Origin of the sequence: Citrobacter sp. Marseille-Q5395 (assembly GCF_947057495.1) — a bacterium.
GTDB lineage: Bacteria > Pseudomonadota > Gammaproteobacteria > Enterobacterales > Enterobacteriaceae > Citrobacter > Citrobacter murliniae.
On sequence record NZ_CAMSEL010000010.1, the window covers coordinates 89540 to 112629 of the forward strand.

Here is a 23090-nt window from a genome sequence, read left to right on the forward strand (position 1 = left end):
GGTATGCGAGATAAAGATGATAACTTCCCCATGGAGTGTTAAAGACGAGAAATTTGGCGGGCCAGCTGCATTAAAGACTCCGCGAGTCCCTGAGCGGTAGCGGTCTGAGTATTCGGCGGCAGAACGGTTTTTCGCTCAACCAGCGTAACGGGCAGAAGCTGGTTACCCGGGGCGGATCCACCCTGTGAAAGCTGTAATAGTTTGTCGACGCTGGTTTGTCCAAGCATCGGGAAATCCTGCTTTATTGTGGTCAGCGGCGGGATATAACAGGAGCTGTCTTCGGTGTCATCATAGCCAATTACCGAGATGTCAGTAGCGACCCGCAGGCCAAATTCGCTTATTGCCCGCATCGCGCCCAGTGCCATTTGATCATTGGCGACCAGCATAGCGGTAGGGATGTTACCGTCGTTAAGCATCTGCATGGTTTGATGAAAACCGGACATAGCGCTCCAGTCGCCTTCCATTTCCACCGTCGGTTGTAGCTGGTAGTGCGCCAGATACTTATGCCAGCCCGCGTGTCTGAGCCGTGCCGAGACTGAGGTATTCGGTCCGGCTAACAGAGCGATACGTTGATGGCCATGCTGTACCAGATGTTCTACGCCCAGTCGCGCGCCATCGTCATGGGAGAAAATCACGCTGTTAATTGGGGATTGATCCGAGACATCAAGAAACAGCACCGGCACCGGGGCGCAGGAGGCGGCAACGGCAATGGCGTCCTCTTCATCAAGCGGATAGTTGATGATAAGCCCGGTCACACGCTGTGACAGCAGGTTATGTACCGCCGATTTACACGCTTGCATACCGCTACGCTCAACCATCGCAATCACCACACTGGCCCCGGACTGGTCGGCGCGAGATTTAATGGCGGCAACAATTTGCGAGGGTGCATGCAGAGCAAGGTTTGCGGTCACCACGCCGATAAGTGGCGTTTGCTTGCCCGCAAGCTGCTGTGCGACGCGGTTGGGGATATAGTTAAGTTCCGCCATTGCGGCCTCAACTTTCTGACGGGTTTTCGCGGAAACGTGGCTGGCCTGATTCACGACGCGGGAGACGGTCTGGTAAGAGACTCCTGCATGGTCTGCAACATCGTATAGCGTTACCGGTTTCACATTTACCACCCTGATTTCCATGTTATCCACGCGCTATCATGCCACACCATGAAAGGTTTTTCGTCATTTGTGGCATTGTTCTGCGAGGCTCATTTCGGAGAAAGAAGCTTTCAGCAAATCGCTCCCTGTGGTCTATGGTTGCCATATTTAACATAATGATATATCAAAAAATAGTGAGGAAATTGTGAGTGATCTGGAGGCAAAGAACATTCTGTCCATTTACCGACGCCACGCAGCTGCGTTTGCCTGCCAGCGCTCGCGCACGCTTTTTGAAAAACACTGGCTGGATAAATTCATTGCGACAATGGGCGGGCTGGGCAGCATTGTAGATATTGGCTGTGGGAACGGTCAGCCGATTGCCGACTATTTTATCCAGCAAGGTTTTCAGCTTACCGGTGTGGATGGTTCAGCGGCGATGCTGGCGCGCGCCCGGCAAGCTTTTCCCGACCAGCGCTGGCTGGAGCAGGATATGCGCGAATTAACGCTGAATGAAACTTTCGAGGGTTTGCTTGCCTGGGACAGTTTTTTCCATTTAACCCAGCAGGACCAACAAAACATGTTCCCGATTTTTGACCGGCTCAGCCATCCCGGTAGCGCACTCATGTTTACCAGCGGCACCAGTAACGGCATCGCCATGGGACAGTTTGAAGGCGAACCGTTGTTTCACGCCAGTCTGGCGCCCGACGAGTACCGCGCACTGCTGTCAGCGCACGGCTTTGAGGTGATTGATATGGTGATGGAAGATCCGCAATGCGCCGGGCATACGGTCTGGCTGGCGAAGAAAAGGGGTTAAACGCCGCGAAAAGTTTTGCGCCACTCAGCGGGACTGACACCGAAGTGTGATTTAAAATGCTGGCGCCAGGTTACCGGCGACAGAAAGCCAACCTGTTCGGCAATTCTTTCAACGGGTAACGGGCTGGACTCAAGCAGTTCCTGACTGCGACGCAGGCGTTCGGCAATCAGCCACTCTGCCACGCTCGACCCGGTAGCTTTCATAAAATGGCGGGTTAAAGTTCGCCGACTCATCATTACCCGCTGCGCCAGCCCGTCGAGGCTATGTTGTTCGTGGATATGCTGGCGCAAATAGTCGAGCAGAGCGTTGATGCGCTGATCCTGGGTACTTTTCGCCACTGGCTGTTCGATAAACTGCGCCTGTCCACCTTCGCGATGCGGCGGCACAATCATCCGTCGGGCAATCTGATTCGCGACCGTACTGCCAAAGCGTTGGCGGATCACATACAAGCAGCAATCAAGTGCGGCTGCGGTGCCTGCCGAGGTGATAATGCCGTCGTCATCCACATATAAGGCGTTGATATCCAGACGAGCGGCGGGAAAACGTGCCTGAAAGTCTTGTTCAAACTCCCAGTGCGTGGCCGCTCGTTTGCCGTCCAGCAATCCGGCATAGCCGAGAACAAATGCACCCAGGCACAATCCGACAATTTGGGCGCCGTTTTGCCGCGCGCGATTGAGTGCATCAAGCAGACTTTGTGCCGGGCGATGGGCCGTGGTGCCCCAGTATGGGATCACCACAATGTCGGCCGCCTCCACGGCTTCATAACCGTGAGAGGCGGTGACGGAAAAGCCGTCCTGAGAAGCGATGATGCCAGGTTTCTCGGCGCACAGTTGCACCTCAAAGCGTTTTTTCGCCGCCACTTTGTCACTGAAAATGATGCACGGCACCGAGAAGTGAAACGGGCTGAAATCTTCAACGGCGACGATAGCGACGGTGAGCGGGAGCATACGATTCCTCTGTTGGCATTAAAACGTCAGGGTTTCACCATCTTCCGGCACGTTGACGAATTCCGCAATCTGGTTGTCGTGGGCATAATCTTTCAGAGCTGAACGGGTGAGCAGGCAGTGGTTAATCGCTTCCATATGGGTCGCGACAATCTGTGCCTGCGGCAGCGTGAAGTGGGTTTTTAGCACATCCTCAGCACCCATAATAATTGGCCCAAAACCGATAACGTGGGCAAAGCCTGCGTTCAAAATAACCACGTCTGGCTGGAAAGTCTGCATATTGGTTTCCACCTCGTTGCGCCAGATGGTGTCCCCGACCAGATACAGCGTTTTTTCCGCCGGATGCTGGAAGATAACCCCGCAGGCATCACCCAGACGCTCCGCCATTTGCGGGATGGCGTAAGCGCGATCCGAGCCGTGCTGGCCGCCGGTTTTACGCAGGGTGATGTCGCCCAGCGTAGTGCTGTGCGTCAGTACGGTCAGTTGTGTGAAACCCTGCTCCCGCAGCACGTGCTCATCCTGCTCATTTTGCACATAGATCGGTTTATCTTTCGGCACGACGCGAGTGGCAACCTCGTCCCAGTGATCCTCATGCAGATGGGTCACGATCAGCGCATCGACGTTAAGCAGGGTATCGATGTCGATGGGCAGATCGACGGTTGGGTTACGGATCTCTGCGCGCGTTGTTCCGGCAAAACCCGGATAAGCACTTTTTGGCGCCAGCATAGGATCGACCAGAAAGGTTTTGCCGCCAAAGGTGATGCGTTGCGTGGCATTGCGTATTTGCGTGATGTTCATGGTGTTTGCTCCACGTTTTGGGTCAGTGGTGTCATCGTAGAGTGTTGTCCAGAAGATAAATGTGGGCAAATGGGCGATTAGCGATGGGATTGGGCCAACCGGATGCTATGATTACCGATGCCGTGACGTAAAGTGTATGCCGCGATAGTAAATTAAATGATAGCCAACCTGCTTAATATTTATTTAATACCAGACAATGATACCGTGCTGAATAAATCAGAGTGAATTAAATGTAAGTGATTTTATTAAATGAAAAACGGCTGCAGAGAATATTTTGATATATTCAATGTATTATCGCCAATAAAACAGATCGCTAACGGTGAAATAAGAATGCTATCATTCGCACCAGACGATGCAGGCAACCGCTGGCACACGGCATTCACCCCGGAGCAACTGATGAACAACGAAATTTCGCTGAAGTATTATGATATTGCCGACGAGTACGCGACGGAGACGACAAAGCCGGTGAACGAGCCGGAACGCGACTCCCTGGCGCATTACTTCCAGCTACTGATCACCCGTTTAATGAACAACGAGGAGATCAGCGAAGAAGCGCAGCAGGAGATGGCTGGTGTTGCTGGCATCGACGAACAGCGTATCGATGAGATAGCGGAGTTTCTCAATCGCTGGGGTAACGAGTAACCAAAGGCGTAGCCTGCACTGGCATTGTGTTTTACACTGCGCACAGCAATAATTTAGTAGATTAACGATTAACCAGGCGGTAAAGCAATGAACGGAACAATCACAACGTGGTTTAAAGATAAAGGCTTTGGATTTATCAAAGATGAAAACGGAGATAACCGTTATTTTCATGTGATTAAGGTTGCTAACCCTGAGCTGATCAAGAAAGATGCGGCGGTGACTTTCGAACCCACGACCAATAACAAGGGTTTGTCAGCTTATGCGGTGAAAGTCGTACCAGAGAGCAAGTACATTTATATCGCGGGCGAGCGACTAAAGCTCACGGCGATCAAGTCTTACCTGGTATACAGTGAAGAAGTGCCTGTTGAGACTCGCATTGATAAAGAAAATGCGGTGTTGTCTGTGGGCGTACTGATGAACAGCATCAAACCGAAATCAGATGTGAAGCCCGGAGAAATGCGTACGCTGAAAAAGTTGGCAATCACCACCTTCCAGGGAACAACGCTGATCTTCTCGGAAGATGAGATAGACATCGACGCCACGGTGAAACTCCTCAAGGTCTGAAATCTTTTGGACTGACTGTGAGCCGAAATTCTGCGCCGTTCAGGTGCAGAATTTCGGGTGGTATTTTTGTTCTTTTAACTCTGTGACAGATGGCTTTTGTTCGAAGTCTGAGAGTAATATCGCTATGGAAATACGCCATGGGATACTATTTAAGGTAGTATCTTAACGGCTGACACAAACAGATGCTGTCCATAACGCATTGTATCCATTCTCAAACCATTTATCCCCAAGAATATCAATATCTCCATTGTCATGAAATTTAACAAAAGCCGCTATATCAATTTTTTCTCCGGTTTTTATATAAGAAGCAATTCCTTCGCAATACCAAAAGTCTGTTTTTTTATTTAGTGAGACAAAATAGCGGCTATCGCCCCATTGCAGATCAAATTTTATTCCTACATCAGAGCGAATGAAGTTTGAAATGTTAACGATAGAAGGTTTTTCATCTTCATAATAGAAACGACATTCATCAGATGTTTCATAGTTAATTTTTTTAGTTAGCATGTTTTTTTTGACACCTTCAATGATTTTTATTTTTGCACTTTTAGATGGAATTCTTCCAGCATGGCTTAATAACTTAAATAATTCATTTTGGAGATATGAATAAGTAACGTCATCAATGTCTGAGCTGAATTTTGATAACTGTTTTTCAGTTATCTTTCCATCCAGTTCAGGATATGTCTTATTATAAATGTCAATGCTTATTTCAGCGTAGCCTATATATTTGCTTGGACCAAAGCACCATTGATTATTGAGTTCATCTTTATAAGCATACCAGCATTTAAATCGTCCAGACTGTTCAAATATTGGATTTCTAGGCGTTTCGTTAAGTGCTTGAGTAAAAGAAAAAATATTATCAACGATTTCTTCTTTTGAGTTTACTAGCCGTATCATCATAATCTCCGAAATTAGCGATTTCCAGATTAGCGCCATTACCGCATTTAGATCCATTAGATCCATCTGTTTCTGAGATGTTTATCACGAATTATTAATGATCTTGTGACTACTTACATTGACTCGCTATGTAGCACGCATTGTATGAGGATCACTAAGTCTTACCGGATATATAAGAAAATCCATAATTATCGGGTTACATTTCGATTGAAATACAGCAATCAACCCTCAGTGGTTTTTTTCACCCCTGACACCGCTTCCTGATTAAGTTCTTTTCGCATCACTGCATTCTGCAGCGTCACGCCACGTCGAACAGGATGTTTTCGCTTCACCAAATAAAAACCATGACGTAAAAAGAAAGACTCCGCGGTTTTGCTCACGTGCGATGTGAGCTCGTTCAAACCGAGTAATCTGGCCTCTTGATGAATGCGATTCATAAGCAAAGTACCAACGCCTTGCCCTGGACAGGTTCCCGATACGAAAAAATGGTCAATATATCCATTGGGCTGAACATCAGCATACCCGGCTATTTCACCATCAATCTCAACGACAAAGGGTCGTAACGTCCTCATATGACTGGCCCAAAGTTCCTGATCAATATCCGCTGGAGCCCACGCATCGATTTGTTCTGGCGTGTAGTCGCGTGACGCGATGTTATGTACGGACGATAAAAAGACGCGAAATAATGCGGCCTCATCCCCATTTTTGAAACGTCGAATCTCCATTAATTCCTCTTAAACCGCGCTGCCGGATGCAATACTCCACAGCCATGATACACCTGTAGAATCTGTCAAATTGAGTTAATTGGACTCAGCTCTGCGCATGCAGAGAATAAATGTGGCCGATTTTACCACCCGGAACCTCATCCAGACGTATGAGTGTGGCCAGAAGGTTCCCACTTCAGTGTGAACGCCACTGAGTGTTTCCATTGCCAGAGTTTACATAAAGCCTGGCAATGGAGGCGTTATGAGCTGGCGGCCTTTTTTATATCTTATTATTAATCCTCATCCGGTATTGAGCACCCGGCGCGGGCATCTGCGTCTGGTACAGGGATGACTTTGCATTCTGTTAACAAACACGATATAACAAACCTTCTTTGGATGTTTAGATGTCCATACGTTTGGAAGGTTATATGCAAACAACACAACAAAATGCGCCGCTGAAGCGCACGATGAAAACGCGTCACCTGATTATGCTCTCCTTAGGTGGCGTTATTGGCACAGGGTTATTCTTCAATACCGGGTACATCATTTCCACCACTGGCGCGGCGGGGACGTTGCTGGCCTACCTGATTGGCGCGCTGGTGGTCTGGCTGGTCATGCAGTGTCTGGGAGAATTGTCGGTGGCGATGCCGGAAACCGGAGCGTTTCACGTCTATGCTGCGCGCTATCTTGGTCCGGCGACAGGTTACACCGTCGCCTGGCTCTACTGGCTGACCTGGACCGTGGCACTTGGTTCGAGCTTTACCGCCGCCGGATTCTGCATGCAGTACTGGTTTCCGCAGGTACCGGTATGGATCTGGTGCGTGGTTTTCTGCGTCATTATTTTTGGCCTGAACGTTATCTCTACGCGCTTTTTTGCCGAAGGGGAGTTCTGGTTCTCGCTGGTGAAAGTGGTCACCATCATCGCGTTTATTATTCTCGGTGGAGCGGCTATTTTTGGCTTTATCCCGATGCATGACGGTTCGCCCGCGCCGGGGCTGAGTAATATCACGGCAGAAGGCTGGTTCCCGCACGGTGGTTTACCTATCCTGATGACCATGGTGGCAGTGAATTTTGCTTTCTCTGGTACTGAGCTTATCGGTATTGCTGCAGGTGAAACGGAAAACCCACGCAAGGTCATTCCGGTGGCAATTCGTACCACTATCGCGCGACTGATCATTTTCTTTATCGGCACCGTATTTGTGCTGGCAGCGTTGATCCCGATGCAGCAGGCTGGCGTGGAGAAAAGCCCGTTTGTACTGGTGTTTGAGAAGGTAGGGATTCCGTATGCCGCCGATATTTTTAATTTCGTGATCCTGACGGCCATTCTTTCTGCGGCGAACTCCGGACTGTACGCCTCCGGGCGTATGTTGTGGTCGCTGTCGAATGAGCGCACGTTACCTGCCTGTTTTGCGCGGGTGACGAAAAACGGTGTGCCGCTCACGGCATTGTCGGTCAGTATGCTTGGCGGCGTGCTGGCGCTGTTTTCCAGTGTGGTTGCCCCGGATACAGTATTTGTCGCACTCTCGGCGATCTCCGGGTTTGCGGTTGTCGCGGTGTGGCTTAGCATCTGCGCCTCGCACTTTGTTTTTCGCCGCCGGCATCTGCAGCAAGGTAAGGCATTGAGTGAATTACATTATCGCGCACCGTGGTATCCGCTGGTGCCTGTACTGGGGTTTGTGCTGTGTCTGGTGGCTTGTGTGGGACTGGCATTCGATCCGGCGCAGAGAATTGCGTTGTGGTGCGGGTTACCGTTTGTTGCGCTGTGTTATGGTGCTTATTTCCTTACTCAACCCCGTAAAGCAAAACAGGAGCCAGAACATGTCGCAGAATAATCCGTTAAGCGCTCTCCTTGATAAACAGGACTTCCTGTTGCTGGATGGCGCAATGGCGACGGAACTGGAAGCGCGTGGCTGTAATTTAGCCAATAGCCTGTGGTCAGCCAAAGTGCTGGTAGAAGATCCGCAGCTTATCCGCGAAGTTCACCTTGATTACTATCGGGCGGGGGCGCAGTGCGCGATCACCGCCAGCTATCAGGCAACGCCTGCAGGCTTTGCCACGCTCGGACTGGATGAAGCGCAGTCAAAAGCGCTGATTGGCAAAAGCGTGGAGCTGGCACGTAAGGCGCGCGAGGCGTATCTGGCGGAGAATCCACTGGCAGGGGGACTGCTGGTGGCTGGCTCCGTGGGGCCATATGGTGCGTATCTGGCGGATGGTTCAGAGTACCGCGGCGATTACGAGCGAAGTCAGGAACAGTTTCAGGCGTTCCATCGTCCGCGCGTAGAAGCCTTGCTTGATGCCGGGGCCGATCTGCTGGCCTGTGAAACGATGCCGAATTTTGCTGAGATTAAAGCGCTAGCGGAGTTGCTGAGCGCGTACCCGCGAGCGCGGGCATGGTTCTCTTTTACTCTGCGTGACAGCGAACATCTGAGCGATGGTACGCCGCTGAGCGAAGTTGTCGCGTTTTTGGCTCACTATTCGCAGGTAGTGGCGATTGGTATCAACTGTATTGCGCTGGAAAACACGACCGCTGCGCTACAGCATCTGCATGGATTAACGACGCTGCCGCTGGTGGTCTATCCCAATTCGGGGGAGCATTACGATGCGCAGAGCAAAACCTGGCATCATCATGGTGAAGGTTGTGCGCGGCTGGCGGATTATCTGCCTCAGTGGCGGGCTGCCGGTGCGCGGTTGATTGGCGGGTGTTGTCGCACCACGCCAGAGGATATTGCCGGGTTAAAAGCCTGTTTTTGAGCGTTACCGGGCCGGAAGGCCCGGTAAATCATCACGCCGCATCCGCTAATACAAACATCCCGTACGGGTGGATTTCGAGATAGTAGTGCTCACCGACGTCCGGCTGCAGGCGGGTTGCGTTAACCTGCAGTAAGATTTCCTGCCCGTGCCACACGACGGTCACCTCATACTGCGGCCCCATATAGGCGACGTGCTGGATCACACAGCGCTGACTCTCTTCGCCGCGATCGCTCAACGTAATTGCTTCTGGTCGTACGCCGACCGTGCCTTCGCCCTGAGTAGCAAAATGCAGTGGTCGCGGCAGTCGGTAACCGTAGATATCAACATATTCCTGACTGAATGCTGCCGGAAACAGGTTGGCGTCACCCATAAAGCTTGCCATAAAGCGTGACGCAGGTTGACGGTAGAGATCCTGCGGCGAGCCGATCTGCATGATATGTCCCTTGTTCATTACCAGTACGGTGTCGGAAACGGCAAAGGCTTCACTCTGATCGTGGGTCACGTACAGCGAGGTGATATCAAATTGCTTTTGCAACTCACGGATCTTATCGCGCATGCTGCGACGCAGGTTGGCATCAAGGTTGCTGAGTGGCTCATCGAACAGCAGGACTTTCGGTTTGAGGATCAGCGCGCGCGCCAACGCCACACGCTGCTGCTGTCCACCGGAGATCTGATCGACATAACGGTCTTCGAATCCTTCCAGATCGACCATCGCCAGCGCTTCTTTTACGCGGGCCTTCACTTCCGCGCGTGAGATACCGAGCATTTTCAGACCATAGCCGACGTTCTCTCCCAGCGACATATGCGGGAACAGAGCGTAGGACTGAAACACCATACAGATATCGCGCTGCTGAATAGAGCGATGGGTGACGTCTTCGCCATCAATGTAAATCTGCCCCTCGCTCGGTTTTTCCAACCCGGCGACCAGACGCAGAATGGTAGTTTTTCCGCAGCCTGACGGCCCCAGCAGCGTCACCATTTGCCCTTGTGGGATGGTGAGGTTGATATTGTCGATAACCGTATTGCTGCCGAATCGCTTGGTGACGTTGCGCAGCTCAACAAAATTTTTCTGACTCATAGTGCGCTCCATTACGCCTGGTTTTTGGCTTTTGAACGGGAGGTACGTGATTCACCGATCAGCCAGTCAAAGATGAAAATAATCGCCAGCATCACCACGATCAGAATCGAACCGTAGGCAATCGCCACGCCGTATTCGCCGTCTTCCACGCGGTTCAGGATGTAGGCGGTCGCCACGCGGGTATCCGGCGTCACGAGGAACACAATGGCGCTGACGGTGGTAATGGCACGGACAAAGCTGTAGATGAGCGCCGAGAGGATCGCCGGGCGCAGCAGCGGCAACAGGATGTGCGTGATGGTTCGCAGCGAACCGGCGCGCAGGCTGAGTGAGGCTTCATCCAGTGATTTGTCGATCTGTCCGAGTCCGGCGATTCCCGCGCGGATCCCGACCGGTACGTTACGCATGACCATCGAGATAATGACTATCGCCGCCGTTCCGGTGAGATACACCGGTGCGCTGTTAAAGGCCAGAATGTACGATACGCCAGCCACGGTGCCGGGTACTGCAAAACACAGCATGGTAGTGAACTCGATGGTCTTCTTGCCTTTGAACTGCTGGCGCACCACTACCCAGGCAATCAACAGGCCGAAGATGGCGGTGATGGGGGCGGCAATACCTGCGTAAAGCAGGGTATCGAGCAGTGAAGGCCATGCTCCGTCGCTCATGCCCTGGCCGAACAGCTTGGTAAAGTTCGCCAGCGTCAGGGTGTAGTCCACGCCCCAGTTAACGGTAAAACTACCGTAGAAAATGCTGCCGTAGAGCAGGGCGTTAAAGGCAATCCACACGGCCAGTAGGGCGACGACGCTCCACACCAGGGTCACCGGCAGCGGCTGCACGTCGCCACGATAGGATTTACCCGAAACGGTGACGTACGAGCGTTTACCGATCCACATGTACTGCACGCAGAACACCAGCAACGAGAACAGCAGCAGGAATGCACCAAGCGTACTGGCGGCCTGGTAATCGAGCTGTGAGCCGGTGATGTAGAAGTAGATTTGTGTTGCCAGTACGTCAAAGTTACCGCCGAGGACCAGGGGGTTACTGAAGTCGGCCAGCGATTGCACCACGACAATCAAAAAGGCGTTAGCCAGCGCCGGTTTCAGCAGCGGGACAAATACACCGTTAAAGGTCTGCCAGCGACTGGCGCGTAGGGTGTATGAGGCCTCTTCCAGCGAGGGATGAATAGTCTTGATCGCCCCGTCGAGGATCATAAATGCCATTGGGGTGAAAGCCAGCACTTGCGCCAGCCAGATGCCGGTAAAACCATACAGCCAGTTGGTATTCGTCAGCCCGAACCACTCCACCATAAATTCGGTGATGTAGCCGGAGCGTCCCATCATCAGAGTGACGCCTAAGCCGACGACAAACGGCGGAGTGACGATCGGCAGAATCGAGAAAATACGACCAATGATGGCGCTGCGTCTGGCGATACGGGTGGTGTAAATCGCCAGCACCAGACCGAAGAAGGTACAGCCGACGCCGACGGCAATCGACAGCATAATGGAGTTGAGGATCACCTGAATGATATGCGCCTGTGACAGCACATTCATAAACGCCAGTGGCGCAAACTCTCCGGTGTCGTTGGTGAACATCGGAATGAAAATGGCGATGCTTGGCCAGACGATAAAAATACCGATCAGCGCGACAATAGCCGTAAGTGAACCGATGACGAAACGGTCGCCGCCCAGCCATTCGAGGCGGGTGAGCGCCAGGGTCATGATCGCGCCCAGGGCCACAAACAGTACGATAGTGGCATAACCTAAACCGCGTCCTTCAAGTGTGGCGCTGGCGACAATAAAGGCCATGCAGAAAAACGCCCAGCCCGCATCGAGATAGTGGCGGCTGCGCTGTTCGCGTCTGGCTTCCTGGAACGGGCGCACCAGCAGCAGGCTCGGCAGCAGATACCATAACCAGCTGATATTGAAATGCGACCAACTGTAAGCAGCGATAATTTCATCGCTTGTCGATTCCAGCAGGCCGTAGTCCAGACTCCAGCTTGGCAGCAGGGCAAATGCCAGCCAGCCCAGCAAAACCCAAAGGAATATCGCATCCCGTTTTTTCACGGGATGGAGTGCAAGTGTGTGTGACATAAGCGTTCCGGTGTTGTATGTAGGCCCGGTAAGCGCGAGCGCCACCGGGCATTAACCGCAAAATGTGGGCTTATTTACCCATCTTCACTTCGCTGACCCACTTGTTGATCAAGGCTTTACGCACATCGGTAGAACCATACTTATCCATGTCGTAATTGATAAGTTTCAGATCATCGAGTTTCAGTGAGTTTGGCGAGGTTTCGGCAGTGGTGTTGGTCAGGATCTGATAGGATTTGCCTTTCTTCCATGCCAGCTCCTGGGCGTCTTTCGACAGTACCCAGTCGACGAACAGTTTGGCGTTGTCAATATTACGAGCGCCTTTCAGAATGCTGACGCCACCAATTTCATAGCCGGTACCTTCGCAAGGAGAGATCAGTTCCAGCGGCGCGCCTTGTTCTTTTTCCAGCGAATAGTCGTGCAGGAAACCAATGCCGATAGCCGTTTCGCCACGGGCGGCGTTACGTGCCGGGGCTATGCCGGATTTGGTGTACTGGGAGACGTTGGCGTTGAGTTGCTTCAGATAATCAAAGGCCTGATCTTCACCCCATAGCTGGGCAAAGGTCGCCAGTGCGGTGTAAGCCGTGCCTGAACTTTGCGGGTCGGCAATCTGAATTTCACCTTTGTATTCTGGTTTGGTCAGATCTTTCCAGCATTTTGGTACTGGCAGGTTTTTCTCTTTCAGACGCTGGGTATTGACGCCAAAGCCCAGAATACCGACGTAAACCGCCGAGGAGAGGTTACCTTTAACCTTGGCGGGATCGCGGAATTTCTCCATGATCTGGCTGAGGTTCGGTGATTTATAGGGCTGCAGCAGACCCATTTCACCGGCCTGAGATTGCGGATCCAGCGTACCGCCGTACCAGACATCCGCCTGCGGGTTTTTCTTCTCGGCATCGACTTTCGCCAGCGTACTGCCCGATCCGTTACGGATGAACGAGGTCTTCACGTCATATTTGTCGCCGAAAGCTTTGGTTTCGGATTCACACATCTCGTTGGTGGCACTGCAATAGACCACCAGGCGACCTTCTGCTTGTGCAACGCTGCTTAAGGCAGCCAGCGCAATGCCGGATGCAATCAGGGTAGAGGTAAGCGTCAGTTTCATTGTTTTATCCTTTGACTGAGAGAAGGGGTAATGCCTGCAATAAGTAGCGGCATCAGCAATAAACCCATAAAGACAGCGGCTACCGAGAGCAAACTGAACATTCCCGACCAGCCGTAACGTTCTATGACCAGCGACAGCGGCCAACCCGCCAGCGCGGCCCCCAGATAGGCGAACAATCCGAGAAAACCCGTGATTGAACCTGCCGCCGCCTTGTGTCCGCATTCGACAGCTGCCAGGCCAATCAACATTTGTGGGCCAAAAACAAAAAAGCCCACGGTAAAGAAACAGACCGCCAGCAGTGCGTAGTGGTGAACCGGTGCCAGCCACAGGGCAGCGACAGAGACCATCAGCCCCAGCGTGAACAACAAAATCATTGGCGCGCGTTGTCCACTGAACAGCAAATCTGATCCCCATCCGGCAAACAGCGCCCCGAGTAAACCACCGACTTCAAACAGCATCACTGTGGCATTGGCGCTGAGCAGGTTGACGCCGTGGCTTTCCGTCAGCCAGATGTTGCCCCAGTCATTGAGGGCAATGCGGATCAAATAGACCAGCACATACGACACGCCGAGCAGCCAGATCATCGGGTTCTTCAGCATCGTCGTGCGTAACATTTGCCACAGCCCCATCGGCGGGCTTTGCTGCTCCTGGCGCAACTCCAGCGGGTCATGTCGCCATTCTCCAACCGTGGGTAATCCCTCTTCCTGTGGCGTGCCTTTGAGTTGCAGAGTAAGCCAGATGCCTAATGCCATGCTGATGATCCCAGGTGCCAGCATGGCGGCCTGCCAGCCCCACCAGTGGGCGGCAAAGGCGCTAATCAGTGGGATCACCGCTCCACCGATGTTGATCGACATATTCCAGCAGCCCCACCAGAAGCCGCGCTCGTTGCGTGAATACCAGTGGGTCAACAGTCGGGCGCAGGGCGGCCAGCCCCAACCCTGGAAAAAACCGTTTAACGTCCAGACAGCAAGCAACAGGGGCAGTGATTCGCCAAACGCAAACACCACGTTTAATACGCCAGTGGCGAACAGGCCGATGCCCATAAACGCGCGCTGCCCGTGGCTGTCATGCCATAATCCGGCGGTGAATTTCGACAGGCCGTACGTCAGATAGAACAGCGATCCCAGCAGGCCGATATCGCCTTTATCCAGCCCAAGATCGGTTTGCAGCGCCGGAAGTACGTAGTTGACGCTTTTGCGCGTCAGGTAAAACGCGGCGTAGCCAATCACCATGCACATTAGCAGCCGGGGGCGTAGTGCCCGATATTGTTGGTCTGTTTTGCTGGCTGAGCGTGCGTGCATAGATAGCCGTCTCCGTTTTGCTGACTATATGAAAGTGAAACCGAAAGGGGATGAGAGAAAGTCCGGACTGACTAAGACTTTTTCCTGGTTAATGGCGGGTTTGTTGCAAATTTGTGGGCAGGTTAACAATTACCCGCGTACCATTCTGCGATTCGATCGTCAACTCGCCGCCGAGTGCATTAACGCGCTCACGCATTCCCTGGATACCGAAGCCAGGGATTTTTTCGGGTAGAATACCGACGCCGTTATCATCAACTTCCAGATGCAGGCTGTTTTCTCGCTGGCGTAACGCAATCGACACCTCGCTGGCGTCAGCATGTTTGCAGACGTTATTGAGTAATTCCTGCAAAAGACGATAAAGGGTGAATCTGACCGTTTCATTTTCTGGCGTATTTTCCATCTGATACTCAAACCGACAACGAATACCCCGTTCGGCAAACGCAAATTCGTTCACCAGATGATGTAGCGCATCTTTAAAGGACAGTTCATCGAGAGCGGGAGGGCGTAACTGGCGCAACAACTGACGGGTAGAGTGGTGAATACGTCGGGCAAGATCGTTGATCTGATTGGCGGCCTCGAGTGTTTGTTGTGGATTGTGCGCCCGTTTGACTAACTGCGACTGGATTTGAATCGCGGTAATGTTCTGGCCAATTTCGTCATGCAGTTCCCGCGCCAGGTTCTTGCGGGTATTTTCTTCGGTGCGGATCAGTTGTTCGGTCAACGCTCGACGCGCTGTCAGTTCAGATTCCAGACGCTGGCGATAATGATGCAGGTTCTGCGCCAGATGCTGCTGGCGACTGATGGCGATCCCCAGCCCGATGCCCAGCAGTGCCTGGGTGGCGAGAAAAATCTCCAGTTCGAGTAGATTGCTGAATCCTACGCCTATCTGCCGGGCGATGGTGATCATCATGCTGCCGAGTAGCCCGGACAATACGCCCCCCTGCCAGCCAAATTTCCACGCCATCACCACGTTTGGCAGGAATACCACGATCAGTAGCAGGCGCTCGATATCCGGTGACAGAACCATCTGCGTACCGATGCCGATAATAAAAAACAGGCTGCACCAGATAATAAGCGACGTGCGCAGCGGTGGATTGGTGGTATCCAGACCGAGCAAATGATACCGGTGCTGCTGGCGGAGAAACTCGTAGATCAGATAGACAAATGGCGTCAGCAACACGCCACCGGTAAACGATGCCAGACCCGTCAACATAGCCGGACTTTGAATAAAGGGCGAAAGCAGGGCGGTGTTGAGTAATGACGTCACGGTCACCGCGGCCAGTAACAGCGTTAATCGCTGCCAGTAAAGGGGGAAGCGGTGCCAGTAGGATTGCCCAATGCTCGCTGGGATCAGGCTGATAAACGGCGCTGCCAGCAGGATGTAGCCATTCAACAACTGCTCGCTGTGCAACCACAACAGCATCAGCACCGGCGGCAGCACCAGCGCGGGCCAGTACCGGCGCGAAAGCAGGATCAGCAGAGCAAGGTAGACGCCGTGAGGCAGAAATAACGCCGCCTGTTGGCCGTTATGGGTCAGGTAAAAACCTAGCGTCCACAGCATTAGCCAGCCCGATCCCCAGGCCAACAGGATAAAAAGGGAGATCACCCCATGGCGAGCCGATCGTGACATTAATGCCCCGTCAGCAACTGGTGGTCGAGGGCGAAATGCACCAGATCGATGGTGCTGTGACATTGCAGCTTGCCCAGTACGTTAGCGCGGTGGACATGGACAGTTTTATGGCTGAGATCGAGCTTAAAGGCGATTTCTTTCACGCTATCGCCTTTGACCAGCAGATCAAAGACTTCCCGCTCGCGTGGGGTCAGTACTTCCAGAACCTGCGCGGGCTGTTCACCACCGCGTAGCGCCCGTAAGGCATCGGCACACAGGTAATGCCCGCCCATACCCACTGAGCGTACAGCCTGTACTAATTCCTCGGGGCCGCAGCGTTTGGTCAGGTAGCCGCTGGCTCCGGCATCCAGTGCGCTTTGAACAAATGTAGGCGCGTCGTAAATGCTGAGAATGATGGCGCGAAAGCCGGGTTTCTGCGACCGCAGTCGTTTTAACAGGCTCAGACCATTTTCATCCGGCATGGCGATGTCCATTACCGCCACGTTGACGTCATCGCGCAGTAATGCAGGCCAGGCTTGTGCCGCGCTGCTGTACTGACCGATGACGTCAATGTCATCTTCGAGGCTGAGTAATTGCGCAAAGCCGGAACGCACCACCACATGGTCATCCACCAGCACAACATGAATCATGATATTGCTCTCTTGTCTGACAATGACGTCTATGATGCCTGCCAGGGCTGTGCTGGCAATCAATCAGGTATAGTTATGTAACGGATGTAACAAAATCGCAATAAAAAGGCGTGGCGCGGTTTTTGTGGAAAATCACTAACCTTTGCCGGTTTTTTTCTAAAAACGCTTTGTTCTTAGCCAGAATTTTTAATTCCTTTATCAAATTCAGCCGCAACGAAATACTGCCTCCATAACAAGACAGGGGAGCAGACAATCATGGGTATTTCATCGCGTAACACACTCCTTGCCGTACTGGCATTGGTTGCATTTCAGGCGCAGGCGGTCAATGTCACCGTCGCGTATCAGACTTCCGCCGAACCCGCCAAAGTGGCGCAGGCGGACAACACCTTTGCCAAAGAGAGCGGGGCCACCGTTGACTGGCGTAAGTTCGATAGTGGCGCGAGCATCGTGCGGGCACTGGCTTCCGGCGATGTGCAGATTGGCAATCTCGGTTCCAGCCCGCTGGCGGTCGCCGCCAGTCAACAGGTGCCGATTGAGGTTTTCTTGCTGGCCTCAAAACTGGGTAACTCCGAAGCGCTGGTGGTAAAGAAAAATATCAGCACACCGCAGGATCTGATTGGTAAACGTATCGCCGTGCCGTTTATCTCCACGACCCACTACAGCCTGCTGGCTGCACTCAAACACTGGGGTATTAAGCCTGGCCAGGTGGAGATTGTGAATCTGCAACCTCCGGCGATTATTGCCGCCTGGCAGCGCGGAGACATTGATGGTGCTTACGTTTGGGCGCCTGCGGTAAATGCACTGGAAAAAGACGGCAAAGTATTAACCGACTCCGAAAAAGTGGGGGAATGGGGGGCACCGACGCTGGATGTGTGGGTGGTGCGTAAAGATTTTGCCGAGAAGCATCCTGAGGTAGTGAAAGCCTTTGCCAAAAGCGCGATTGCTGCACAGCAGCCCTATATAGCTAACCCCGATGAGTGGCTGAAGCAGCCGGAAAATATCAGCAAGCTGTCGCGCTTAAGCGGAGTGCCGGAGGCAGACATTCCTGCGCTGGTGAAGGGTAATACCTATCTGACACCGCAACAGCAAACCGCCGAACTGACCGGGCCGGTAAACAAAGCGATTATCGACACCGCGCAGTTCCTCAAAGAGCAGGGGAAAGTGCCTGCCGTAGCGACGGACTACAGCCAGTACGTCACCGATCGCTTTGTGCAATAAAGGGGGCGCTGATGCTGCAAATCTCTCATCTTGCCGCCAGTTACGGTGGAAAACCTGTGCTGGACGATATCAATCTGACCCTGGATGGCGGTGAACTGCTGGTGGTGCTTGGGCCTTCAGGCTGCGGGAAAACCACGTTGCTGAATCTGATTGCCGGATTTGTACCTTATCAGCACGGCAGTATTTTGCTGGAAGGGAAAAAGGTCGAAGGTCCTGGGGCTGAACGTGGCGTTGTGTTCCAGAACGAAGGTCTGCTGCCCTGGCGTAACGTGCAGGATAACGTCGGGTTCGGTCTGCAACTGGCTGGCGTAGAGAAAATGCAGCGTCAACGTGTCGCTCTGGAAATGTTGAAGAAAGTTGGATTAGAGGGCGCAGAAAAACGCTTTATCTGGCAGCTTTCTGGCGGTCAGCGTCAGCGCGTGGGTATTGCCCGGGCGCTGGCGGCGAATCCGCAATTGTTGCTGTTGGACGAGCCGTTTGGTGCGCTGGATGCGTTTACCCGCGAACAGATGCAAACCCTGCTTCTTAAGCTCTGGTATGAGACGGGTAAACAGGTGCTGCTGATCACCCACGATATCGAAGAGGCCGTGTTTATGGCAACGGAACTGGTGCTGCTGTCCCCAGGTCCTGGCCGGGTGCTTGAACGTTTGCCGCTCAATTTCTCCCGCCGCTTTGTGGCCGGAGAAGACAGCCGCAGTATTAAGTCCGATCCGCAGTTTATCGCGATGCGTGAGTATGTGTTAAGCCGCGTCTTTGAACAACGGGAGGCTTTTTCATGAGTGTGGTGATTAACGATAAACCCCGGCAGCGCGCGCTGAGCTGGCGCTGGCCGTTCTCTCGCCAGATTACGTTAAGTCTCGGTACGTTGACCGTTATCCTGGCGATATGGTGGACGGTGGCAGCTCTGCAATTGATCAGTCCACTGTTTTTACCCTCGCCGGGGCTGGTGTTACAAAAACTTATTACCATTGCCGGGCCGCAAGGCTTTATGGATGCCACGTTGTGGCAGCACCTGGCGGCAAGTCTGACGCGTATTGTTATAGCTCTGCTGGCAGCGGTGTTGCTTGGTGTTCCTGTGGGGATCGCGATGGGGCTGAGTCCGACTGTGCGCGGTATCCTCGATCCGATTATCGAACTGTATCGTCCGGTTCCACCGCTGGCCTATTTGCCGCTGATGGTCATCTGGTTTGGGATCGGTGAAACCTCCAAGATCTTGCTGATCTATCTGGCCATTTTTGCACCTGTTGCAATGTCGGCACTGGCGGGCGTAAAAAGCGCGCAGCAGGTGAGGATCCGGGCCGCGCAATCGCTGGGGGCCAGCCGTATACAGGTATTGTGGTTTGTTATTTTACCGGGGGCATTGCCGGAAATTCTTACCGGATTGCGCATCGGACTGGGCGTGGGCTGGTCGACGCTGGTGGCAGCAGAGCTGATTGCCGCGACGCGAGGTTTAGGTTTTATGGTGCAGTCAGCCGGTGAATTTCTGGCAACGGATGTGGTGCTGGCGGGGATCGCGGTGATTGCCGTTATCGCCTTTATTTTAGAACTGGGTCTGCGTGCGCTCCAGCGCCGTCTGACGCCCTGGCATGGAGAAGTACAATGAGTGAACGTCTGAGTATTAGCCCGCTGGGGCCGTATATTGGGGCACAGATAACAGGTGCGGATCTGACCCGTCCACTGAGCGATAACCAGTTTGAACAGTTGTACCATGCGGTACTGCGCCACCAGGTGGTATTCCTGCGCGATCAGGTTATTACGCCGCAGCAACAACGGGCGCTGGCGCTGCGTTTTGGCGATCTGCATATTCATCCGGTCTATCCCCATGCTGAGGGAGTGGAGGAGATTATCGTGCTGGATACGCATAATGATAATCCGCCGGATAATGACAACTGGCACACCGATGTGACGTTTATTGAGACGCCGCCTGCCGGGGCGATTCTTGCAGCTAAAGAGCTGCCCTCAACCGGTGGTGACACGCTGTGGACCAGCGGAATTGCCGCCTATGAGGCGCTATCTGCGCCGTTTCGCCAACTGCTAAGCGGCCTGCGGGCTGAACATGATTTCCGTAAGTCATTTCAGGAGTTTAAATATCGTAAGACTGAAGAGGAGCACCAGCGCTGGCTGGAGGCGGTAGCAAAGCATCCGCCGTTGTTGCATCCGGTCGTGCGCACGCATCCGGTGAGCGGTAAACAGGCACTGTTTGTGAATGAGGGATTTACGACACGGATTGTCGATGTGACGGAGAAAGAGAGTGAAGCGCTGCTCGGATTCCTGTTTGCCCACATCACTAAACCGGAGTTTCAGGTGCGCTGGCGCTGGCAGCCCAACGATGTGGCGATTTGGGATAACCGTGTGACGCAGCATTATGCTAATGCTGACTATCTGCCGCAGCGACGCATTATGCATCGGGCGACGATTCTGGGGGACAAACCATACTTCCGTGCGGGCTGATTGCCTGCTGGCGCTTCGCTGACCTGGCCAACAATGTGGCTGGCCGTATAACGCGAAGCGCCATCTGGCAAAATAACTTAACGCAGTATTTTTTTCTCTGCCAGATCCAGTGCGAAGTAGCTGAAGATCAGATCCGCGCCCGCGCGTTTGATCGACCCTAAGCTTTCCAGCACCACTTTCTCTTCATCTATTGCTCCCGCCATCGCCGCGAATTTGATCATCGCGTACTCACCGCTGACCTGATAGGCGCCAATCGGCAGTTCCGTGCGTTCGCGGATATCACGCAGAATATCAAGGTATGCACCAGCCGGTTTTACCATCAGACAGTCTGCGCCCTGCGCTTCATCAAGCAGCGATTCGCGGATCGCCTCGCGACGGTTCATTGGGTTCATCTGATAGGTTTTACGATCGCCTTTCAGCGCAGTGCCTGCGGCTTCACGGAACGGGCCGTAGAACGATGAGGCAAACTTGGTGGAGTAGGACATGATGGCGGTATCGGTGAAACCCGCGGCGTCCAGCGCCTGGCGAATAGCCTGTACCTGGCCGTCCATCGCAGCGGAAGGGGCAATGAAATCAGCACCCGCAGCAGCGGCGACGACTGCCTGCTTGCCGAGGTTGGCAAGGGTCAAATCGTTATCAACACCATGTTCGCATAACACGCCGCAGTGACCGTGCGAGGTGTATTCACAGAAGCAGGTATCGGACATGACGATCATTTCCGGGACAGTTTGCTTGCAGATACGAGACATGCGCGCTACCAGCCCGTCTTCTTTCCAGGCGTCGCTGCCGGTGTCATCTGTGTGGTGGGAAATACCAAAGGTCATCACCGAGCGGATACCGGCATTGGCAATGCGTTCAATCTCGCGAGCCAGATGTTTTTCCGGAATGCGCATCACGCCGGGCATCGCCTCGATGGCTTTGTAATCGTCGAGTTCTTCTTCAACAAAGATCGGCAACACCAGGTCATTTAAGCTGAGTGTTGTCTCTTCAAACATAGCGCGCAGCGCAGGGGATTTGCGCAGGCGGCGAGGGCGTTGGATTAGGTCTGTCATGGTATGCCTGATGTTTGTGGAATCGAAGGCCGTAGTATACCCGAACCAGAGTGAAGGGAGTTTATGAAAGTTGCTTTCTTGTGGCATACCGGAGAATGCGGCTGGGTGAATCAGGCAAACGGGTCCGCATCAACCGTTTGCCTTTTGAGCAGTCAATCAGGACGCGGGAATGACCAGCGGCTTATTACCGCTTAATTCTGTGACCAGATTATTGATACCGTCACTCATATTGGTAAATCGGGTCAGCGGAGAACGGGTGACCACGACAAAAGCGCCGATATTTTTCTGCGGGATCATCGCCATGTAAGTGATGAATCCACCGCCGCCACCGGTTTTCTGAATAATCCCCGGGCGACCATTTTTCGGTGCCATATACACCCAACCCAAACCAAGAGCATCGGCTTTGCCTGGTACATCCATTCCGATCACTTTGGTCAGCTGTGTACGCTGATAAATCAGTGTCTGCATCCGGTCAGCCTGCTGGCTACGATGATAGAAGTCAGATGAGAGATACTGTTGCATCCAGCGCATCATATCACCAGGTGTAGAATAGACGCCGCCGCTGCCCATCGCCGCCAGCGTATTGTTACACGGGCTGGCCCCTTTTTCCGCGACCATCAGACGTTTGCACTGATCGGGTGAGGGGGTGAAAGTGGTGTCTTTCATCCCGAGCGGTCGGGTGATTTTCTCTTCAAAGAGTTGCGGATAAGGCTTACCGGACGCCGCTGCCAGCGCATCGGCCAGCAGGTCGAATGCCAGGTTTGAATACGAAGCCTGCGATCCTGGTGCGGCTTTCAGCGTCGCGGTAGAAAGGTAGCTCCAGCGCTGTTCGCGCGTAGGCCAGACAAATACCGGACGCTTTGCTGCACCGCCAGGCTGTTCGCGCGGCAGGGCGCTGGTATGCGTTGCCAGATTCACCAGGGTGATTGGCGTTCCCTGATATGTGGGGACGCGTGCGCCGGGAGGTGCATATTTACTCAACGGATCGTTGAGTTTTACCGTGCCTTGATCGAGTAATTTAACCAGCATTTCACTGGTCATCAATTTGGTAATCGAGGCGATTCGAATCACGGAATCCAGTTGCGGGTGAACATTATTGCCGGGGCGCGTTTCACCAAAGCTGCGAAATACGCGCTGATTACCATCAATCACCACGAGTGCCATCCCCGTAGCCCCACTGCCGTAGAAAATATGATCGGCGTAGCGATCAACGATGTCGGAGGCGAAGACCGGATCGGTTATAGGCTGTGCCGCCTGGACAGATGTCAATGACGCCGCACACAGCGCGGCAGAAAAAAGCAGACTACGTTTCAACGGTGGTGTCCATGAGTTAGAGGAAG

At 53.2% G+C, this 23090-nt stretch carries 22 protein-coding genes; 9 read left to right on the forward strand and 13 right to left on the reverse strand.

The window, feature by feature from the left end; translation table 11 throughout:
- Positions 1-38: 38 nt before the first annotated feature.
- Complete coding sequence (locus OH663_RS12865; protein ID WP_200012134.1) at positions 39-1118, reverse strand: LacI family DNA-binding transcriptional regulator; 1080 nt, start codon at positions 1116-1118, stop codon at positions 39-41.
- 175 nt (positions 1119-1293) lie between these two features.
- Here OH663_RS12865 and OH663_RS12870 point away from each other — a divergent pair, with 175 nt between their 5' ends.
- Entirely contained in the window at positions 1294-1902 is a 609-nt protein-coding gene (locus OH663_RS12870; protein WP_200012137.1) for a class I SAM-dependent DNA methyltransferase, read from the forward strand.
- On the opposite strand, the gene OH663_RS12875 is transcribed toward OH663_RS12870, so the two are convergent.
- Complete coding sequence (locus OH663_RS12875; RefSeq protein ID WP_200012139.1) at positions 1899-2849, reverse strand: GlxA family transcriptional regulator; 951 nt, start codon at positions 2847-2849, stop codon at positions 1899-1901. The genes OH663_RS12870 and OH663_RS12875 overlap by 4 nt on opposite strands.
- An 18-nt stretch (positions 2850-2867) precedes the next feature.
- Positions 2868-3644: an MBL fold metallo-hydrolase gene (locus OH663_RS12880; RefSeq protein WP_263525769.1), complete on the reverse strand. Its 777-nt coding sequence runs from the start codon at positions 3642-3644 to the stop codon at positions 2868-2870.
- Positions 3645-4040: 396 nt separating this feature from the next.
- Here OH663_RS12880 and OH663_RS12885 point away from each other — a divergent pair, with 396 nt between their 5' ends.
- Together OH663_RS12885 and OH663_RS12890 are read left to right on the forward strand one after the other, a co-directional pair.
- Entirely contained in the window at positions 4041-4286 is a 246-nt protein-coding gene (locus tag OH663_RS12885) for a DUF2543 family protein (RefSeq protein WP_045449467.1), read from the forward strand.
- An 87-nt stretch (positions 4287-4373) separates the two neighbouring features.
- Positions 4374-4850, forward strand: coding sequence for a cold-shock protein (locus OH663_RS12890; protein ID WP_045440360.1), 477 nt, complete (start codon positions 4374-4376; stop codon positions 4848-4850).
- A 162-nt stretch (positions 4851-5012) separates the two neighbouring features.
- Here the strand turns inward: OH663_RS12890 and OH663_RS12895 are convergent, their stop codons facing one another.
- Together OH663_RS12895 and OH663_RS12900 are read right to left on the reverse strand one after the other, a co-directional pair.
- Positions 5013-5801: a hypothetical protein gene (locus OH663_RS12895; protein ID WP_200012143.1), complete on the reverse strand. Its 789-nt coding sequence runs from the start codon at positions 5799-5801 to the stop codon at positions 5013-5015.
- A gap of 164 nt (positions 5802-5965) precedes the next feature.
- A complete protein-coding gene (locus OH663_RS12900; protein ID WP_200012145.1) occupies positions 5966-6469 on the reverse strand; it encodes a GNAT family N-acetyltransferase in 504 nt (167 codons plus the stop codon).
- A 407-nt stretch (positions 6470-6876) separates the two neighbouring features.
- Between OH663_RS12900 and mmuP the strand changes: the two genes are divergently transcribed.
- Positions 6877-8280: an S-methylmethionine permease gene (gene mmuP, locus OH663_RS12905; protein ID WP_045449469.1), complete on the forward strand. Its 1404-nt coding sequence runs from the start codon at positions 6877-6879 to the stop codon at positions 8278-8280.
- On the forward strand, positions 8267-9199 hold the full coding sequence (gene mmuM, locus OH663_RS12910; protein ID WP_200012147.1) for a homocysteine S-methyltransferase: 933 nt from the start codon (positions 8267-8269) through the stop codon (positions 9197-9199). The genes mmuP and mmuM overlap by 14 nt, the downstream gene beginning before the upstream one ends.
- Before the next feature lie 31 nt (positions 9200-9230).
- On the opposite strand, the gene fbpC is transcribed toward mmuM, so the two are convergent.
- The 6 genes from fbpC to OH663_RS12940 form a co-directional block, all read right to left on the reverse strand.
- Positions 9231-10277 (reverse strand): ferric ABC transporter ATP-binding protein, encoded by a 1047-nt coding sequence (fbpC, locus tag OH663_RS12915; protein WP_045440372.1) that lies wholly within the window; start codon positions 10275-10277, stop codon positions 9231-9233.
- 11 nt (positions 10278-10288) lie between these two features.
- Entirely contained in the window at positions 10289-12367 is a 2079-nt protein-coding gene (locus OH663_RS12920; protein WP_045440374.1) for an ABC transporter permease, read from the reverse strand.
- 70 nt (positions 12368-12437) lie between these two features.
- Positions 12438-13469: an ABC transporter substrate-binding protein gene (locus OH663_RS12925; protein WP_045440378.1), complete on the reverse strand. Its 1032-nt coding sequence runs from the start codon at positions 13467-13469 to the stop codon at positions 12438-12440.
- Positions 13466-14770: an MFS transporter family glucose-6-phosphate receptor UhpC gene (uhpC, locus tag OH663_RS12930; RefSeq protein WP_200012149.1), complete on the reverse strand. Its 1305-nt coding sequence runs from the start codon at positions 14768-14770 to the stop codon at positions 13466-13468. Before uhpC ends, OH663_RS12925 begins: the two co-directional genes overlap by 4 nt.
- An 88-nt stretch (positions 14771-14858) precedes the next feature.
- Positions 14859-16400, reverse strand: coding sequence for an MASE1 domain-containing sensor histidine kinase (locus tag OH663_RS12935; protein WP_048221970.1), 1542 nt, complete (start codon positions 16398-16400; stop codon positions 14859-14861).
- A complete protein-coding gene (locus OH663_RS12940; protein WP_048221969.1) occupies positions 16400-17029 on the reverse strand; it encodes a response regulator transcription factor in 630 nt (209 codons plus the stop codon). Before OH663_RS12940 ends, OH663_RS12935 begins: the two co-directional genes overlap by 1 nt.
- A 255-nt stretch (positions 17030-17284) precedes the next feature.
- Between OH663_RS12940 and tauA the strand changes: the two genes are divergently transcribed.
- The 4 genes from tauA to tauD are packed head-to-tail and all read left to right on the forward strand — an operon-like array spanning position 17285 to position 20698.
- The gene (gene tauA, locus OH663_RS12945) at positions 17285-18247 is read left to right on the forward strand and encodes a taurine ABC transporter substrate-binding protein (protein WP_045440390.1); all 963 of its coding nucleotides are present in this window, start codon (positions 17285-17287) and stop codon (positions 18245-18247) included.
- Between the two features lie 11 nt (positions 18248-18258).
- The gene (tauB, locus tag OH663_RS12950) at positions 18259-19026 is read left to right on the forward strand and encodes a taurine ABC transporter ATP-binding subunit (RefSeq protein ID WP_045440392.1); all 768 of its coding nucleotides are present in this window, start codon (positions 18259-18261) and stop codon (positions 19024-19026) included.
- A complete protein-coding gene (gene tauC / locus OH663_RS12955) occupies positions 19023-19850 on the forward strand; it encodes a taurine ABC transporter permease TauC (protein ID WP_045440395.1) in 828 nt (275 codons plus the stop codon). The genes tauB and tauC overlap by 4 nt, the downstream gene beginning before the upstream one ends.
- The gene (tauD, locus tag OH663_RS12960) at positions 19847-20698 is read left to right on the forward strand and encodes a taurine dioxygenase (RefSeq protein ID WP_045440398.1); all 852 of its coding nucleotides are present in this window, start codon (positions 19847-19849) and stop codon (positions 20696-20698) included. Before tauC ends, tauD begins: the two co-directional genes overlap by 4 nt.
- 77 nt (positions 20699-20775) lie before the next feature.
- Here the strand turns inward: tauD and hemB are convergent, their stop codons facing one another.
- Together hemB and ampH are read right to left on the reverse strand one after the other, a co-directional pair.
- Positions 20776-21750 carry a porphobilinogen synthase gene (gene hemB, locus OH663_RS12965; RefSeq protein ID WP_045440399.1) on the reverse strand — a complete coding sequence of 325 codons (975 nt, stop codon included), beginning with the start codon at positions 21748-21750 and terminating at the stop codon, positions 20776-20778.
- Positions 21751-21906: 156 nt separating this feature from the next.
- Entirely contained in the window at positions 21907-23064 is a 1158-nt protein-coding gene (gene ampH, locus OH663_RS12970; RefSeq protein ID WP_200012152.1) for a D-alanyl-D-alanine-carboxypeptidase/endopeptidase AmpH, read from the reverse strand.
- Positions 23065-23090 lie beyond the last annotated feature (26 nt).